Origin of the sequence: Streptomyces sp. NPDC051740 (genome assembly GCF_044453165.1) — a bacterium.
GTDB lineage: Bacteria > Actinomycetota > Actinomycetes > Streptomycetales > Streptomycetaceae > Streptomyces > Streptomyces atrovirens.
Genome location: NZ_JBITCL010000006.1, coordinates 279341 through 297345 on the forward strand (window position 1 = coordinate 279341; position 18005 = coordinate 297345).

General features: G+C 71.6%; 11 protein-coding genes. 7 read left to right on the forward strand and 4 right to left on the reverse strand.

Annotated features, from left to right (window positions below; genetic code table 11):
* Positions 1-2 precede the first annotated feature (2 nt).
* Both ACIA6T_RS13230 and ACIA6T_RS13235 read right to left on the reverse strand, forming a co-directional pair.
* Complete coding sequence (locus tag ACIA6T_RS13230; RefSeq protein WP_399446610.1) at positions 3-1250, reverse strand: spermidine/putrescine ABC transporter substrate-binding protein; 1248 nt, start codon at positions 1248-1250, stop codon at positions 3-5.
* A 52-nt stretch (positions 1251-1302) separates the two neighbouring features.
* A complete protein-coding gene (locus ACIA6T_RS13235; protein WP_399446611.1) occupies positions 1303-2838 on the reverse strand; it encodes a gamma-aminobutyraldehyde dehydrogenase in 1536 nt (511 codons plus the stop codon).
* A 377-nt stretch (positions 2839-3215) separates the two neighbouring features.
* Between ACIA6T_RS13235 and ACIA6T_RS13240 the strand changes: the two genes are divergently transcribed.
* On the forward strand, positions 3216-3764 hold the full coding sequence (locus ACIA6T_RS13240) for an NADAR family protein (RefSeq protein WP_399446612.1): 549 nt from the start codon (positions 3216-3218) through the stop codon (positions 3762-3764).
* Positions 3765-3954: 190 nt separating this feature from the next.
* Here ACIA6T_RS13240 and ACIA6T_RS13245 read toward each other — a convergent pair whose 3' ends face one another.
* Together ACIA6T_RS13245 and ACIA6T_RS13250 are read right to left on the reverse strand one after the other, a co-directional pair.
* The gene (locus ACIA6T_RS13245; RefSeq protein ID WP_399446613.1) at positions 3955-4413 is read right to left on the reverse strand and encodes a DUF4190 domain-containing protein; all 459 of its coding nucleotides are present in this window, start codon (positions 4411-4413) and stop codon (positions 3955-3957) included.
* Between the two features lie 199 nt (positions 4414-4612).
* A complete protein-coding gene (locus tag ACIA6T_RS13250; protein ID WP_399446614.1) occupies positions 4613-7453 on the reverse strand; it encodes a glycoside hydrolase family 3 C-terminal domain-containing protein in 2841 nt (946 codons plus the stop codon).
* 356 nt (positions 7454-7809) lie between these two features.
* Between ACIA6T_RS13250 and ACIA6T_RS13255 the strand changes: the two genes are divergently transcribed.
* The 6 genes from ACIA6T_RS13255 (at position 7810) to ACIA6T_RS13280 (ending at position 17997) form a co-directional block, all read left to right on the forward strand.
* Positions 7810-9504 (forward strand): extracellular solute-binding protein, encoded by a 1695-nt coding sequence (locus ACIA6T_RS13255; protein ID WP_399446615.1) that lies wholly within the window; start codon positions 7810-7812, stop codon positions 9502-9504.
* 27 nt (positions 9505-9531) lie between these two features.
* Entirely contained in the window at positions 9532-10566 is a 1035-nt protein-coding gene (locus ACIA6T_RS13260) for an ABC transporter permease (protein WP_399446616.1), read from the forward strand.
* Positions 10563-11498 (forward strand): carbohydrate ABC transporter permease, encoded by a 936-nt coding sequence (locus tag ACIA6T_RS13265; RefSeq protein ID WP_399446617.1) that lies wholly within the window; start codon positions 10563-10565, stop codon positions 11496-11498. Before ACIA6T_RS13260 ends, ACIA6T_RS13265 begins: the two co-directional genes overlap by 4 nt.
* 120 nt (positions 11499-11618) lie before the next feature.
* Positions 11619-13817, forward strand: a complete 2199-nt coding sequence (locus tag ACIA6T_RS13270; RefSeq protein WP_399446618.1) for a 1,4-beta-glucanase — start codon at positions 11619-11621, stop codon at positions 13815-13817.
* Positions 13817-15787, forward strand: coding sequence for a beta-galactosidase (locus tag ACIA6T_RS13275; RefSeq protein WP_399446619.1), 1971 nt, complete (start codon positions 13817-13819; stop codon positions 15785-15787). The genes ACIA6T_RS13270 and ACIA6T_RS13275 overlap by 1 nt, the downstream gene beginning before the upstream one ends.
* Positions 15784-17997, forward strand: a complete 2214-nt coding sequence (locus ACIA6T_RS13280) for a glycosyl hydrolase family 95 catalytic domain-containing protein (protein WP_399446620.1) — start codon at positions 15784-15786, stop codon at positions 17995-17997. Before ACIA6T_RS13275 ends, ACIA6T_RS13280 begins: the two co-directional genes overlap by 4 nt.
* Positions 17998-18005: the final 8 nt, after the last annotated feature.

Genomic DNA, 18005 nt, shown 5'->3' on the forward strand with positions numbered 1-18005 from the left:
CGTCACGCCCCAGTGAGCTTCGCGAACTTCTCTTCGAATTCCGTTTCTTCCTTGGAGCTCAGGGAGCGGAAGGCACGGGACTTGGCCTGCATGGCCTGGTCGGGGAGGATCAGCGGGTTGTTCGCCGCGTCCTCGTCGATCCTCGCGAGCTCGTCCTTCACTCCCTCGACCGGGCAGACGAAGTTGATGTAGGCGGCGAGTTCCGCGGCCGCCCTCGGCTCGAAGTAGTAGTCGATCAGCCGCTCGGCGTTGGCCTTGTGGCGGGCCTTGTTGGGGACCAGCAGGTTGTCGCTGGACATCATGTAGCCGCTGTCGGGGATCAGGAAGTCGATGTCCGGGTTGTCCGCCTTGAGCTGGACGACGTCCCCGGCCCAGGCCACACAGGCGGCGAAATCGCCCTTGCTGATGTCCGCGGTGTAGTCGTTGCCGGTGAAGCGGCGGATCTGGCCCTTGTCGACGGCCTTCTGGAGCCGGGCGAGCGCCGCGTCGTAGTCGTCCGCGGTGAACTTCTCCGGCTCCTTGCCCATGTCGAGCAGGGTCAGGCCCATGGTGTCGCGCATCTCGGTGAGGAGCCCGACCCGGCCCTTGAGCTTCGGGTTGTCCAGCAGGTCGGAGAGGGTCCTCACCTCGACGCCGTCGAGCGCCTTCTTGTTGTAGGCGATGACGGTCGCGATGCCCTGCCAGGGGTAGGAGTAGGCGCGGCCCGGGTCCCAGTCGGGGCTGCGGAACTGGGGCGACAGGTTGGCGAAGGCGTTCGGGAGGTTGGCCGGGTCCAGCTTCTGCACCCAGCCGAGGCGGATCAGTCGGGCGGCCAGCCAGTCGGTGAGGACGACGATGTCGCGGCCGGTGTCCTGGCCCGCGGCGAGCTGCGGCTTGATCTTGCCGAAGAACTCGGTGTTGTCGTTGATGTCCTCGGTGTACTTGACCTTGATGCCGGTACGTTCCGTGAACGCGTCCAGCGTGGGGTGCGCGCGCCCGCTGTCGTCGACGTCCATGTACTCGGTCCAGTTGGAGAAGTTGACGGACTTCTCCTCCTTCGAGTGGTCCTCCGCCGGGACACCGCCCTGGGTGTTGCCGGCCGCGGGGATGCCGCAGCCGCTCAGCGCGCCGAGTCCGCCGGCCGTGAGCGCGCCGCCCGCGGAGGCGCGCAGCAGGGAACGGCGGGACAGGGCCGTCCTGCCGGTGCGGAGGCTGCGCCGCATGGCGGCCACCTGGGCCGGTGAGAGGCGGTCGGGCTCGTACTGCTCCATACGCGTGGTGCCCTTTCGGGAGAGTGTGGCCGCGGGTCGGGCGGCCTGGCTGCTATCGGTCCCCGAAGACGGTGCGGTGCCAGTCCTTGCGGACCACCGCGGTGTTGTCGAACATGACGTGCTTGAGCTGCGTGTACTCCTCGAACGAGTAGGCGGACATGTCCTTGCCGAAGCCGGACGCCCTGTGTCCGCCGTGCGGCATCTCGCTGATGATCGGGATGTGGTCGTTGATCCACACGCACCCGGCCTTGATCTCGCGGGTGGCGCGGCCCGTGCGGTACACGTCCCGGCTCCAGGCGGAGGCGGCGAGTCCGTACGGGGTGTCGTTGGCCAGTGCGATGCCCTCGTCGTCGGTGTCGAAGGGCAGGACGACCAGCACCGGACCGAAGATCTCGGACTGCACGACCTCGCTGTCCTGCGGTGCGCCGGCGATGAGGGTGGGGCGATAGTACGCACCGTCCCTCAGCTCGCCCAGGGGTGCCTCGCCGCCGGTCACCACGCGCGCGTAGGCACGCGCCCGGTCGACGAAACCGGCCACCCGGTCGCGCTGGACGTGCGAGACCATCGGGCCGAGGTCGGTGCCGGGGGCGAAGGGGTCGCCGAGCCGGACGGTCTCCATCAGGGCGGCGGTGCGCTCGACGAACGCCTCGTAGAGCGGGCGCTGCACGTACGCGCGCGTGGCGGCCGTGCAGTCCTGGCCGGTGTTGATCAGCGCGCCCGCGACCGCGCCGTTGACGGCGGCGTCGAGGTCGGCGTCGTCGAAGACGACGAAGGGGGCCTTGCCGCCCAGCTCCAGGTGGAGGCGCTTGACGGTGGCGGTGGCGATCTCGGCGACCCGCTTGCCGACGGCGGTGGAGCCGGTGAAGGAGGTCATGGCCACGTCGGGGTGGCCGACCAGGTGCTCGCCCGCCTCCTTGCCGGTGCCGGTGACGATGTTGACCACACCGTCCGGGATGCCGGCGTCGGTGGCGGCCCGGGCGAAGAGGAGCGAGGTCAGCGGGGTGAGCTCGGCGGGCTTGAGGACGACGGTGTTGCCCGCGGCGATCGCCGGGAGGATCTTCCAGGCGGCCATCTGGAGCGGGTAGTTCCAGGGGGCGACGGAGCCCACGACGCCGATGGGCTCGCGGCGGACGTAGGAGGTGTGGTCGCCGGAGTACTCGCCGGCCGACTGGCCCTGGAGATGACGGGCGGCGCCGGCGAAGAAGGCGATGTTGTCGATCGTGCCCGGTACGTCGAACTCGCGGCTCAGCTTCAGGGGCTTGCCGCACTGCAGCGACTCCGCGCGGGCGAAGTCCTCCGCGCGGTCGGCGACGACGGCGGCGAACCGGTGCAGGGCGTCGGAGCGCTCACCGGGAGTGGCACCGGCCCAGGCCGGAAACGCCTCCCGCGCGGCGGCGACGGCCGCGTCGACGTCGTCGGGGCCGGCGAGTTCGTACGTGTACACCTCCGCGCCGGTGGCCGGGTCGACGACCGTGTGGGTACGGCCCGAGGTGCCCTTCGCCGGGCGGCCCGCGATGAACTGCGCGCCGTCCGCGAACCGGTCCTGGGCGGGAAACCGTTCCGGGGTGGTGCTGCCCGGGTTGTGCATGTCGCTCTCCTCCGTGTCCCCGAGGGGGGCGGCGTGGCTCCAGCTCGATTTGAGTGCCGATCCTGACAGAACGAGTGGGCTCCAACAAGTGATTCCGTTGTTGCCTTTTGGTTACGCGACGGAATCTGTCGACCAGGTGTCGAGTGGCCACGGAAAAGGCAGGACGGAGTGTCGGTGGTCGCTGCGAGACTCCTGCCGGACAGACCGGAAGCCGCCCCCGCCGCTCCTCGGCTGAAGTTCAGCCCCTCCGGCGTTTGAGGAGCGGGGGTCCGGGGGCAGCGCCCCCCGGGGGACGAGGGGGGTCCCCCGCTCGAGCGAAGCCGAGAGTGGGGGAGGGAAGGGGCGGCGGGGGCGAATCACACTGCACGGAGGCGGCGATGGACTCACGGGAGAAACTGATCGAGGCGGCCCGCGCCGGGGCGAGGATCAAGTACCTGCACTTCTGGGGGCACCGGCCGTTGCCGGACGGCCGGATCGGGACGAGCTGCCTCAGCCAGTGGTGGCCGTCGCCGTTCACGGCGGACGGAGTGGAGTACGCGACCGCCGAGCACTGGATGATGGCGGCCAAGGCCCGGCTGTTCGGTGACCCCGAGGGGGAGCGGCGGGTGCTGGCCGCGGGGCATCCCTCGGAGGCGAAGGAGGCCGGACGGCTGGTGCGGGGCTTCGACGAGGAGACATGGCGCCGGGAGCGGTTCGGCATCGTCGTCGAGGGCAGCGTGCACAAGTTCGCGGCCCACGACGACCTGCGGACGTTCCTGCTGGGCACGGGCGAGCGGGTCCTGGTCGAGGCGAGCCCGGTGGACCGGGTGTGGGGCATCGGCCTCGCGGCCGGCGACGAGGGAGCGAGCGACCCGGGGCGCTGGCGGGGCCCGAACCTGCTGGGGTTCGCGCTGATGGAGGCCCGGCGACGGTTGCGTACGGGCTGAGCGGGGGTCTTCGCGCGGTGGATCGGCTTTGCGGCCGGCGACGAGGGGGCCGGGGCGCTGACGGGGCCCGAACCTGCTGGGGTTCGCGCTGATGGAGGCCCGGCGACGGTTGCGTACCGGCTGAGCGGGGGCCTTCGCGGACGGCGGAGGGCCGGTCCGATGTGGACCGGCCCTCCGTCAGGGCGGGCGTTCAGGACGCGGCGCCGATGCCTCCCATGACACTGGCGAACAGCAGGATGCCGAGCAGCGGCAGGATCACCGTGGCCACGATGCCGCAGATGAGCCCGGCGGTCGCCGAGCCCTTGTTGGTGGCCTCGCCGCGGTTCGCCTTCCCCCGGCCGACGGCGCCGAAGATGATCGCCAGGATGCCCAGGATCACGCCGAAGAACCACAGGAAGAAGGTGAGGCTGCAGACCAGGCCGATGATGCCCAGCACCAGCCCGGTGGTCCCCATGCCGTTGCTCGGCTGCACGGGCATCATGTAGCCGGGCGCCTGCGGATAGGGCGCGGGTGGCATGCCCTGCGGAGCGGGACCCGAGGGGTAGCCGTAGGACGGGCCGGACTGCGGATAGCCGTAACCGGGGCCCGGCTGCTGCGGGGGCTGTGACGGCGGCCCGAACCCACCGGGTGCGGGGTTGCTGCCGGACATGAAAAAGGTCTCCCCTCCGTTAAAACTGACCCCGGCATCATATTGACTTCCCCCCTCCCCGAAGGGGGGATTCCCGGCTCGGGACCGCGCTCCCCGGGCGGCACTCCCGGAGCGGCCCCCCCCGGAAGCGAAGCACCGGGGCCCGGCACCGATGCCTTCGGTGCCGGGCCCCTTCTTGGTGTCGGCCGCGTCCGGACCCTCAACCGGAGAAGCCGACCCGCGCGACCCGCAGCGGACCTCGCAGCCGGAGCCGCACGTCGTGCACGCCGTCGACGACGGCGAAGGACGCGCGGAGCGTGGTGTAGTCGTACGGGCCGGACGTGGCCGCTTCCGGCGACAGCTCGGCGAGCACCGGCCCGCCGTCGAGCGAGACCTCGGCCGTGCCCTCGCCGGACACCTCCACGGTCACCTCCGTCACCCCGCCGCCGAAGTCGCAGCGCCGGAAGAGGAGTTCGCCGTCCTTCCCGGCCACGGCGGTGACCGAGTCGCCCGCCGCCTTCGCGCGGTCGACGATCTCGACGCCGCTCTGCTCGTCGAAGTCGGCGGCGTCCAGGCCGCGTTCGAGGACGGGACGCGGGACGGCCGGCTCGCCGTCCAGGGTGACCGTGGCCCGTGCCCGCACGTCCTCGCTGGACGCACCGGCCAGCAGCTCGTACGCCCCCGGCTCCACCCGCCACCGGCCCACCGCCACGTCCCAGAACGCGAAGGCGGACAGCGGCAGCACGAAGGACAGCTCGGCCGTCTCCCCGGGCGCCAGCGTCACCCTCCGGTGCGCCAGCAGCTCACGGCGCGGACGCGGCACCGAGGGGTCCACGGCCCGCGTGTAGAGCTGGGGCACCTCGTCGGCGGTGACCTCACCGGTGTTGGTGACGGTGAAGGAGACCCGCACCGCCGACCCGTCGACGTCCGCCGTCGGCTCCCCGTAGGAGAAGCCCGCGTACGACAGGCCGTGCCCGAAGGGGAACAGCGGCTTGCCCTCGAAGTACAGGTAGGTCTGCCGGCCGCCGATCACGTCGTAGTCGAGGAGGTCCGGCAGGTCGGCGTCGTCGGCGTACCAGGTCTGCGGCAGCCGGCCGGCGGGGGAGACGTCACCGGCGAGCACCCGGGCCAGCGCGGTGCCCGCGGCCTGACCGCCGTGCGCGGTCCACAGCAGCGCCGGGAGGTCCGCCGCGTCCACCGCGTACGGGTAGGCGGAGGTCAGCACCAGCACCGTGTTCGGGTTGGCGGCGCGGGCCGCGCGCAGCAGCCGCTCCTGCTGGGCGGGCAGCCGCAGCGTCGTACGGTCCTCGGTCTCGCGCCCGTTGATGTGCGGGTCGTTGCCGGCGACCACCACGACCACGTCGGCGCCGGCCGCGGCGCGCGTGACCGCGTCCTGCCCGTGCTCGACGACGACCAGCTCGAAGACCTCGGGATCCTCCTCGGCAACCTTCACGCCGTCGGCGGCGACCTGCACATGGCGTCCTGTCCCCACATGCCTGAGGAGGTGACCGTCCCCGTGCGGTTCCAGCCGGAACGTCTCCTGCACGACCCAGCCGCCCGGCTGGTCGGCGGAGGCGCGCACGTACCCGTCCTCGGCGACCGAGAGGTAGCGGCCGTCGGGTGCCCGCAGGGTGAGCACGCCCTCGCCCCAGTCGGCCAGGGCGAGCTCGGTGCCGTCCGCCTGGGCGACGAGCGGCGGCAGGTCGGTGCGGCCGGCGAGCAGCGCCGGGTCGAGGGCGCCCTCGGCGCCGCGCGCCGTCTCGGGCGCCTCGGGGGCCGGCGGGACGTGCAGGAACGTACCGGCGGAGGTCTTCAGCAGCACCCGGTCCACGCCCTCGGCGAACTCCACGCGCTCGGCACCGAAGCGCTCGTGGAGGCCCTCCAGCGGGGTGGAGCGGTGGATGAGGCTGCCGCTGTACCAGTCGAGCTTGCACTCGTCGGCGAGCAGCCCGACGACCGCGATCCGGGTGTCCGGGGCGAGCGGCAGCGGGCCGTCGTTCTTCAGCAGGACGATCGCCTGCTCGGCGGCCTCCCGGGCGAGCGCCCGGTGCTCCGGGGTGTCGAAGGGCTGCTCCCCGGCGTACGGGTCCGCGCCCGGGTCGAACTCGCCGAGCCGGAACCGCACCGAGAGCTGGCGGCGTACGGCCGTGTCGATGTCGGCCTCCGTCAGCAGGCCGCGCTCCAGCGCGCCCCGGACACGTCCGATGATCTTCGAGCCGTCGGTGCCGTGGTCGGTGAAGCTGTCGACCCCGGCCCGCAGGGCCGCCGCGGTGGCCTCCTCGTGGGTGTCGAAGTAGTGCTCGGAGTCGACCAGGTTGGACGGCGCGCCGGCGTCCGAGCAGACCAGCAGGTCCTCCTCGGTCCAGGCGCGCAGCTGCTCGCGCAGGTACGGGGAGACGTGGTTCGGGCGGCCGTTGACCAGGTTGTACGCCGGCATCACGCCGGCCACCGCGCCCGCCTCGACGGCGTCGCGGAAGGCGCGCAGGTCGTACTCGTGCAGCACGCGCGGGCGGACGGAGCTGGACGTGGTGTCGCGCTCCGTCTCGTTGTTGTGCGCCAGCCAGTGCTTGAGGACGGGGGCCGTGCGCCAGTACACCGGGTGGTCACCGCGCAGGCCGTGGGTGTAGGCGGTGGCGATCGCCGAGGTGAGCCTCGGGTCCTCCGAGTAGCCCTCCTCGTTGCGGCCCCACAGGGGGTGGCGCAGCAGGTTGACGGTCGGCGCCCAGACGTTGAGGCCGATGCGCTCGTCGCGGGTGCGCATCGCGCGGGTCTCGCGGGACACCGCCTCGCCCACCCGGCGCACCAGTTCCTGGTTCCAGGTGGCGCCGAGGCCGACGGCCTGGGGGAACACGGTCGCCGGGCCCATCCAGGCGACACCGTGCAGGGCCTCCTGGCCGGTGCGGAAGGCGGCGACGTCCAGGCGCTCGACGGCCGGCGCGAACTGGTGCAGAAATCCGATCTTCTCGTCGAGGGTGAGCCGCGACAGAAGGTCGTCGATGCGCTTCGCGAACGGCAGAGCCGTATCGCGGAAAGACGGCGTAGGCGGCGTTTGTGCGGTCACGTGGGTTCCCCTCGGGATGGAGCGACGAGGCGCTTTCGAAGCGCTTCGATGCTCATTCGGGGTGGGGGTGGGTGTCAAGTGATCCGAGGATACGGATCGAACGCCTCGTGCATGATCCATGGGCAGGGTGCCTGCATCGCAATCGTGCATACATCCGAGGAATCTTCGATACGACTCTTGTGTGCCCCTGGGTGTTCACTTAACCTCGCAGCAACATCGAAGCGCTTCGACTGCGAGGCCCGCCTTTCCGGCGCACCTTCCGCCGAACGACCGCTTCGGCTCAGCCAGTTCCACTGAAGACACCGCAGCCGACGGCCACCGCCGGGTGTCCTGGTGCGCCATGAAGGGTTGACGCAATGACGCCGAACGCCGCCCCCAGCTCCTCCGGACCGAGCCGGAGAAGCTTCCTCGCCTCCACGGCGGTCGCCACCGCAGCGGTGGCGGGAGGAATGCCGCTGCTCGCCGCGTGCGGCGGGTCCGACGGAGGTTCGCGGGACGGCACCACGTCGGGCAAGGACGCCAAGAAGATCCTCCCGGCGTACGTGGCGAGCAACGTGGTCACGCCCGACATCCCCAGCAAGAACGGTTCCGCGGTCGGCTTCACCAGCAAACTCGACCTGGCGGGCCTGAAGACGTCGGTGCCGAAGAAGCTCGGCAAGGGCGGCAAGGTCACCATCATGTCGCCGTTCTGGGGCTCCCCGCCCAAGGACGGCAACGCCTACTACACGTCGATGAACGACCTCATCGGCGTCGACGTGGTCTGGCAGAACCAGGACGGCAACACCTACGACCAGAAGCTCGGCGCCGTCCTCGCCTCCAGCGAGGTGCCCGACGTGGTGGTCGTGCCCGGCTGGAACATGACGGGCAAGATCCCCAGCGCCATCATCGGCAAGTTCGCCGACCTCGGCCCGTACCTGTCCGGCGACGCCGTCAAGGACTACCCGAACCTCGCGGCGATCCCCACCGACGCCTGGCAGCGGTCCATCTTCGGCGGCAAGCTGCGCGGCCTGCCCATGCCGTCCTCGTACGTGTCCGGCATCGTGCCGCTCTACCGTCAGGACATCTTCGAGAAGGAGGGCTACGAGGTCCCCCGCTCGTGCGACGAGTTCATGGCGCTGGCCAAGGACGCCACCAACGCCAAGGCCAAGCGCTGGGCCTGCCTGGACATGAAGTGGACCGCCTTCAACGCCTTCGGCGTGCTCTCCGGCAACGAGAAGTCGCTCGGCTGGAACGAGGTCGACGGCAAGCTGGTCTACCGCATCGAGACCGAGGAGTACCTCGAGGCCCTGGAGTGGACGCGCAAGCTGTTCGCCGCCGGCGTCGTGCACCCCGACGCCGAGCTGGGCAAGAGCAACGCCAGCGACCCCGGCCCCAAGTTCGCCGCCGGCGAGTTCCTCATCTACAACCAGGACATGTCGCAGTGGTGGAGCCGCACCGCCGAGCAGGCCACCCAGAACCCCGAGTTCAAGATCTGGGGCATGGACTTCTTCGGCCACGACGGCGGTGACCCCACGCTGTGGGCGCAGAACCCGGCGAGCATCTTCGCCTTCGTCAACAAGAAGGCGTCCGAGTCCGTGATCCGTGACGTGCTGGCCGTCGCCAACGTCACCGCCGCGCCGTACGGCACCAAGGAGTACATGGCCACCAACTACGGCGTGGAGGGCACCCACTACACCGTCAAGGACGGTGTGCCCACCAAGACCGACCAGGGCAACATCGACGTGATGAACGCCTACGTGATGGTCGCGAGCCCCGCCGCCACCATCGCCCACCCCGACTTCCCCGAGGTCGCCAAGGGGCAGGTGGAGTGGCAGCAGCGGATGGGCGCCTTCACCAGGAAGCCGTCCTTCTACGGCATGCAGATCACCGAGCCCGCCCGCTGGACCAACCTCTCCAACGACTTCGAGCAGCTGGAGGACGACGTCGTCCGCGGCCGCAAGAAGGTCAGCGACGTGCAGCAGGCCGTCTCCGACTGGAAGAGCAAGGGCGGCGACGAACTCCGCGACTGGTACAAGAAGATCCTCGACGAGAACGGCTCGGCGGCCGGCTGACCAGGTACCGAGGCAAGGAGAACCGCCGTGTCCCACAGCACGGTGCCTCGGACCGACACCGAGGCCGAAGCGAAGGAGAACCCCCCGGCGGCGCACGGCGGCGCCACCGGGGGCACCGGGAAGCCACCCGCCGGGAAGCTCAGCCTCCGGCTGAGGTTCAGACGCGACCGCGTCCTGGTGCTGATGACACTGCCGGCCATCCTGCTGGTACTGCTCTTCAACTACGTGCCGATCCTCGGCAACGTCGTCGCGTTCCAGGAGTACGACCCCTACATCAGTGACAACGGGGTCGTCTCCATCCTGCACAGCCCCTGGGTGGGCCTGGAGAACTTCCAGCGCATCTTCGAGGACTCCGCCTTCTGGAACTCGGTCCAGAACACACTGGTGCTGTTCTTCCTCCAGCTGGTGCTGTACTTCCCGATCCCCATCCTGCTCGCGCTGCTCATCAACAGCGTGGTCAGGCCGAGGGTGCGGGCGATCTCGCAGGCGATCCTCTACCTGCCGCACTTCTTCTCGTGGGTGCTGGTCGTCGCCGTCTTCCAGCAGTTGTTCGGCGGCGCCGGGCTGCTCTCCCAGATACTGCGCGACCACGGGTACGACGGGCTCAGCCTGATGACCGACCCGGAGACCTTCAAGTTCCTGGTCACCGCGCAGAGCGTGTGGAAGGACGCCGGCTGGGGGATCATCGTCTTCCTCGCCGCGCTGGCCTCGGTCAGCCCCGACCTGTACGAGGCGGCGGCGATGGACGGCGCCAACCGCTGGCGCCGCATGTGGCACGTCACCCTGCCCGCGCTGCGGCCGGTGATCGCCCTGCTGCTGGTGCTCCGCGTCGGTGACGCCCTGACCGTCGGGTTCGAACAGATCCTCCTGCAACGAGGCGCCGTGGGACCGGGCGCCGCGGAGGTCCTGGACACCTTCGTGTGGTGGAACGGTGTGCGCAACCAGGACTTCGGCTACGCGGCCGCCGCCGGTCTCGTCAAGGGCGTCATCAGTCTCGGCCTGGTCCTGATAGCGAACAAGGTGGCCCACCTCATGGGCGAGCAGGGGGTGTACAAGAAGTGACCGCCGTCATCGACAAGCCCGCGCGGACTCCCGGCCGGTGGGCGGCTCCGCCCCGGCCGGTGTGGGAGGAGGCGCCCAGCCGGGCCGGCCTCGCCGGCAAGGGGCTGGTCCTGCTCCTCGCCTGCCTGGCCATCCTGTTCCCGCTGTGGATCGTCCTCGTCACCAGCCTGTCCTCACGGAAGACCATCGACGAGGCGGGCGGGCTGGTGATGATCCCGAAGGACGTCACCTTCATCGCCTACCAGGAACTGCTCAGCGGCGGCCAGGTCACCCGCGCCACGCTCGTCAGCCTCGGCGTCACCCTCGTCGGCACCCTCTTCTCGATGGCGGTGTCCGTGCTGTGCGCCTACGGACTGTCCCGCAGCGGCTCCGTCGGCCACCGCTGGATCCTCATGGTGCTGCTGGCCACCATGTTCTTCAGCGCCGGCCTCATCCCCACCTATCTGCTGGTGCAGTCCCTGGGCCTGACGGACAGCTACCTCGCGCTGATCCTGCCCAGCGCGATCAGCGTGTTCAACATCCTGGTGCTGCGCGGCTTCTTCATGGGCATCTCGCAGGAGCTGATCGACAGCGCCCGCATCGACGGGGCCGGGGACCTGCGCATCCTGTGGCAGATCGTGCTGCCGCTCTCCCGCGCGGTCGTCGCGGTGATCACGCTGTTCTACGCCGTCGGGTACTGGAGTGCCTGGTTCAACGCCTCCCTGTATCTCAACGACCAGGACATGCTGCCGCTGCAGAACGTCATGATCCAGCTCGTGCAGAAGCAGGAGGCGCCGGTCGGACTCGGCCAGGCGATCAAGACCGGTGAGCTGTCCGGTCTCGCCGTGCAGATGGCCGTCATGGTGATGGCGTTGCTGCCGGTGGCCGTGTTGTCGCCGTTCGTCCAGAAGCACTTCAAGAAGGGGATGCTCACCGGTGCGGTGAAGGGCTGACGCCCATGTCCTTTCGGGGAGCTGCGCGGTCATTCGGCTGCGGGTCCGTTGTGGCCGGTCGCGCAGTTCCCCGCGCCCCTGAAGTATCTCCGCTCACCCCTGATGCGAGGTCACCCTGTCATGTTCGCGTCCCCTCTGAGTCGGCGTGCCGTTCTTGCCGGAGCGGCGGCCGTCGCCGCTGTCGCCGGTGTTCCCGTTCTCGCCGGCCGGGCGAAGGCCGCCGGGGCCTCCTCCTACCGCTGGCGCAACGTCGTCATCGGCGGGACCGGGTTCATCACCGGTGTGCTGTTCCACCCCCGTGTGCGCGGGCTCGCCTATGCCCGGACCGACATCGGGGGCGCCTACCGCTGGGACGACCGGCGTGACCGCTGGGTCCCGCTCCTCGACCACATCGGGTGGGACGACTGGAACCTGCTCGGTGTCGAGGCGATGGCGGTCGACCCCGCCCACCCGGACCGGCTGTACCTCGCCTGCGGCACCTACGCCCAGTCGTGGGGGAGCAACGGCGCCGTCCTGCGCTCGGACGACCGCGGCGTCACCTGGCGGCGCACCGACCTCACCGTGAAGCTCGGCGCCAACGAGGACGGCCGGGGCGCGGGGGAGCGGCTCCTCGTGGACCCGCGCGACAGCGACACCCTGTGGCTCGGCACCCGGCACGACGGACTGCTCAGGTCCACCGACCGGGGCGCCACCTGGGCGCCGGTGAGCGGCTTCCCGGCCGCCCCGTCCGCCACCGGTCAGGGCGTCACGCTTCTCGTCGCCGCCGGGCGCACCGTCTACGCCGGCTGGGGCGACGGCGGTGACGCGAACCTGTTCCGCACGGCCGACGGCACCACCTGGGAGGCGGTTCCCGGGCAGCCGTCCGCCACCGCCGCCCGCGTGCCGATCCGGGCCGCGTACGACCGGCACACCCGTGAGCTGTACGTGACGTACGCCGACGCGCCCGGCCCCAACGGCCAGTCCGACGGCAGCGTGCACAAGCTGCGCACCACGAGCGGCAAGTGGACCGAGGTCACGCCGGTGAAGCCGGGCGGGACCACCGACGAGGGGGCCGCCGACACCTTCGGCTACGGCGGTGTCGCGGTCGACGCCCGCCGCCCCGGCACCGTCGTCGTCTCCACCAACAACCGCTGGGCGGCGGTCGACACCCTGTACCGGTCCACCGACGGCGGTCGCAGCTGGCGCTCGCTGAAGGACACCGCCGTCCTCGACGTGTCCGAGACGCCGTACCTGAACTGGGGCGAGGACAAGCCCAAGTTCGGCTGGTGGATCCAGGCGCTCGCCCTCGACCCGTACGACTCGGAGCACCTCGTGTACGGCACCGGCGCCACCCTCTACGGCACCCGCGACCTGCGCCACTGGGCCCCGCGGATCCGCGGCCTGGAGGAGGCGTCCGTGACCCAGCTGGTCTCGCCCCCGGTCGGGAGGGCGCACCTGATCAGCGGGTCGCGGGACATCGGTGTGATGTACCACGAGCGGCTCACCTCGTCCCCGGCGCACGGCATGGCGACGAACCCCGTGTCCGGGTCGGCGACGGGACTCGCGCAGGCCGCGCGCAGACCGGCGTACGTCGTCCGGGCGGGCTGGGGCGAGAACGGCAACGGTGCCTTCTCCCACGACGGCGGGCGGACCTGGGCGCCCTTCGCGGCCCAGCCCTCCCTCGCCAAGGACGCACCGGGGCCGATCGCCGTCAACGCCGACGGCAGCGCGCTCCTGTGGTCCTTCGTGCACTGGGACGGCACCAGGTACCCGGCCCACCGCTCGGCGGACAACGGCACCACCTGGTCCGAGATCGCCTCCTTCCCGAAGGGCGCCACGCCGGTCGCCGACCCGGCCGACCCGACGCTCTTCTACGCGTACGACACCGACACGGGAACGCTGCTCGCCAGCACCGACAGTGGCCGTTCCTTCACCGCCCGTGCGACCGGGCTTCCTGCCGGCGACAGCCAGTTCAAGCTGGTCGCGGCGCCCGGCCGCACCGGCGACCTGTGGCTGAGCACCAAGTGGAACGGGCTGTACCGCTCCACCGACGGCGGTGTCACCTTCGCCAAGGTCGACAGCTGCTGGGCCTCCTACACCCTCGGCTTCGGCAGGGCCGCCGACGGCGCCGACTACCCGGCGATCTACCAGGTCGGCTCCACCGGGACCAGCACCGCCGTGTACCGCTCCGACGACGGGGCGAAGACCTGGGTGCGGATCAACGACGACGACCACCAGTGGGGCTGGACCGGCGAGACCATCACCGGCGACCCGCGCGTCCACGGCCGGGTCTACCTCGCCACCAACGGGCGCGGAATCCAGTACGGGGAGCCCGTCTGATGCCTAACCTGAACGACGCCACCCGCGGCCGCCTCCTCTACGGCGGCGACTACAACCCCGAGCAGTGGCCCGAGGAGATCTGGCACGAGGACGTCCGCCTCATGAAGGAGGCCGGCGTCAACTCCGTCACCCTCGGCGTCTTCTCCTGGTCGAAACTCGAACCCCGCCCCGGGGAGCGGGACTTCGGCTGGCTGGACCGACTGATGGACCTGATGCACGAGAACGGCGTCGGTGTCGTCCTCGCCACCCCGACCGCCTCCCCGCCGCCCTGGATGGGGCACCTCCACCCGGACACCCTGCCCCGTGACGCGGAGGGCCGGACCGAGTGGTGGGGCGGACGCCAGCACTTCTCGCACTCCAGCGCCACCTACCGCCGCTACGCCGCCGCCCTCACCGAGGACCTGGCCGCCCGTTACGCCACCCACCCGGCCCTCACCCTGTGGCACATCAACAACGAGTACTGCACCTACGACTGGGGCGACGAGGCCGCCGCCCGTTTCCGCGACTGGCTGCGCCACCGCTACGGCTCCCTCGACGCCCTCAACACCGCCTGGGGCACCGCCTTCTGGAGCCAGGGCTACGGCGACTGGGCCGAGGTGCTGCCGCCCCGCCACGCGCACTACCTGAAGAACCCCACCCAGGTGCTGGACTTCAAGCGCTTCACGTCCGACATGCTCCTGGAGTGTTACACCGCCGAACGCGACATCGTCCGCCGGCACACCCCGCACCTGCCGGTCACCACCAACTTCATGCCGCTGTGGGCCGGCCAGGACGCCTGGCGCTGGGCCGAGGAGGAGGACGTCGTCTCCGTCGACCTCTACCCCGACCCGCGCGACCCCCTCGGCGCGCAGAGCGGCGCCCTGGTCCAGGACATGACCCGCTCCCAGGCCTGCGGGCCCTGGATGCTCATGGAGCAGGCGGCCGGAGCGGTCAACTGGCGCCGGGTGAACCACCCCAGGCCGCGCGGCCTCAACCGGCTGTGGTCCCTCCAGGCCGTCGCCCGCGGCGCCGACGCCGTCTGCTACTTCCAGTGGCGCCAGTCCCGGCAGGGCGCCGAGAAGTTCCACTCCGGGATGGTCGGCCACGCCGGCGAGCGGGGACGTACGTACCAGGAGGTCAAGCAGCTCGGCGCCGACCTCGCCCGGATCGCCCCGCACACCAGCGGCGGCCGGATCACCGCCGACGTCGCCGTGCTGCACGACTGGCACTCCTGGTGGGCCGGCGACCAGGAGGCCCGCCCCTCCCACGAGGTCGACTACCCGCAGGTCCTGAGCGCCTGGCACCGCGCCCTCTGGCAGGCCCACCTGACCACCGACTTCGCCCACCCCGAACACGACCTGACCGGCTACCGGCTCGTCGTCGTCCCGCAGCTCTACCTCCTCACGGACGCGGCCGTCGACAACCTGCTCGCCTACGTACGCGGCGGAGGCACCCTCGTCTGCGGCTTCCTGACCGGCGTCGCCGACCAGGACGACCGGGTCCGGCCCGGCGCCATGGACGCCCGGCTGCGCGAGCTGTTCGGCATCCGCACCCTGCACGAGTGGTGGCCGCTGGACGCGGGGGAGACCGCCGACTGCGAGGGCGGTCTGCGCGGCACCCTGTGGTCCGAGGAACTGGAGCCCGACGGCACCGCCGACGAGACCGTCCCGTACAAGGGCGGGGAACTCGACGGACTGCCCGCCGTGCTGCGCAAGGGCCGCGCCTGGTACGTCTCGACGCTCCCCGAACCGGAGGCGCTGCGCGCCCTGCTGACCCGCGTCGCCACCGGCGCGGGCGCCCGGCCGGTGCTCGACGGGCTCCCGGACGGAGTCGAGGCGGTCCGCCGCGGTGAGCTGCTGTTCCTGCTCAACCACGACCGCGAACCGGTCACCGTGGACGTCCCGGGAACCCACCACGACCTGCTGACGGAGGCCACCGTGACCGACCGGATCACCCTCGGCCGCTACGGCGTGGCGGTGCTGAAGCCATGAGCGCCACGCCCGTCCACGGAACCTGGGAGCCGCGGCCGGCCGCCCGCTGGGAGGACGCCTTCCTGAGCGGCAACGGCCACCACGGCGCCCTCGTGTTCGGCGATCCGGACGACGACCGGACCGTCGTCACCCACCACACCCTCGTCCGTCCGGGCGAGGGCGCCGACCGGAACCGGCTGCCGCCCCGGCTCGCCGACGGACTGTCCGACCTCCAGGACCGGCTGCTCGCCGGCGACCCGACCGCCGCCGAGGGCTTCACCGACGGCCGGTCGCTGCAGTGGGTGCAGCCCTTCCACCCGGCCTTCCAGGTCCGCGTGCGCCGCCCGGACGGCGACCCGGACCCTGGCGGATACCGCCGTACGGTCGACTTCGCCACCGGCGTCGCCGAGGCGACCCGCGCCGACCGGACCAGCCGGGTCTTCGTCTCCCGCGCCGACGACGTGATCGTCCAGCACGTCACCGGCCCCGGACTCACCCTCGACGTCTCCCTGGACCACCGGCTCCCGGGCGCCCCCACCGGCCTGGGCGTCGGCCACGGCGCCGTCCTCACCACCGAGGGCGCCCTGCTCAGCCTGCGCGCCCGCTACCCGGGCAGCGACCTCGCCTGCACCGGCGTCACCCTGGTCGCCGTCACCGGCGGCCGGACGGCGCTCGCCCCGCCGGGCCTGCGCATCGAGGGCGCGCGGTCGGTGCTGCTGCTCACCCGGGTGCGGCGGCACACCGGAGAACTCGACGTGGTCGCCGAGGGCCGCGCCCTGCGCGATCTGCTCGACGACGTCCCCGGGACCCCGTACGACGGTCTCCTCGCCCGCCACCTCCCCCTGCACCGCACCGCCTACGAACGCGTCACCCTGGACCTCGCCGCCGACCCGGACGAACGCGCCCTGCCGGGCTCCGAGTTGCTCGCCCGGCCGCGCAGCGCCGCCCTGCTCGAACGGCTCTTCGCGGCCGGCCGCTACCACCTGCTGTCCTCCAGCGGCCTGTTCCCGCCCCGGCTCACCGGACTGTGGACCGGCGACTGGGACACCGCCTGGTCCGGCGCCTTCACCAACGACGCCAACCTCAACCTCCAGACCGCCTCCGCCGCCGCGGCGGCCCTCCCCGAGGTCACCGGGGCACTGGCCGCCCTGATCCGGCGGCAGTTGCCCGACTGGCGGGACAACGCCCGCGCGGTCTTCGGCGCCCGGGGCGTCGTCGCGCCCGCCCACAGCGACGGCGAGTCGGGGCACTCGTACCACTTCAGCCGCGAGTACCCGCTGCACCTGTGGACCGCCGGTGCCGACTGGCTGCTCAAGCCCCTCGTCGACCACGACGACACCCGCGGCGAACACGACCCGCACACCGCCGCCGCGCTCGCCGAAGTCGCCCTGTTCTACGAGGACTTCCTCACCCGCACCGACAGCGAGGGACGGCTGGTCGTCGTCCCCTCCTACTCGCCCGAGAACCGGCCCGCCAACGCGAGCTGGGGCACCGTCGACGCGGCCATGGACCTCTCCGCCGCCCGCCACGCCCTCCTGACCGCCGCCGCGTACCACCCGGAGCACGCCGACCGCTGGCGCGCGCTCGCCGACCGGCTGCCCCCGCACCGGATCAACGCCGACGGCGCGCTCGCCGAATGGGCGTGGCCCGGACTGGAGGACTCCTACGACCACCGCCACCTCAGCCACCTCTACGGCGTCTGGCCACTGGACGAGATCACCCCCTACGACACCCCGGACCTGGCCGCCGCCGCCCACCGCGCCCTGGAACTGCGCGGCGCCGAGAACGACTCCGCGCACGGCCACCTGCACCACGCGCTGATCGCGGCCCGCCTCCGGGACGGCGAGCGGGTCACCCACGCGCTCGGCCAGGTCCTCGACGGCGACTTCTTCCACGCCTCCCTGATGAGCGCCCACTACCCGAACCGCCACGTCTACAACGCCGACGCCGCCCACACCCTCCCCGCCGTGCTGATCGAGGCGCTCGTCCAGTCCACCCCCGACCGGCTGGTCCTGCTGCCGGCGCCCCTCCCGGCGTACCCGAGCGGCGAACTGCGCGGGATCCGCACCCGCTTCGGTGCCGAACTCGACCTCACCTGGTCCCCGGACGCCGTCACCGCCGTCGTCCGGCCGACCCGTAGCCACCGCATCGACCTGTGGACTTCCGCCGGCGTCGAACCGCTCGACCTCGTCGCCGGAGAAGACCGCGTCCTCACCCCGAAGGCGCGGTGACCCTCCCC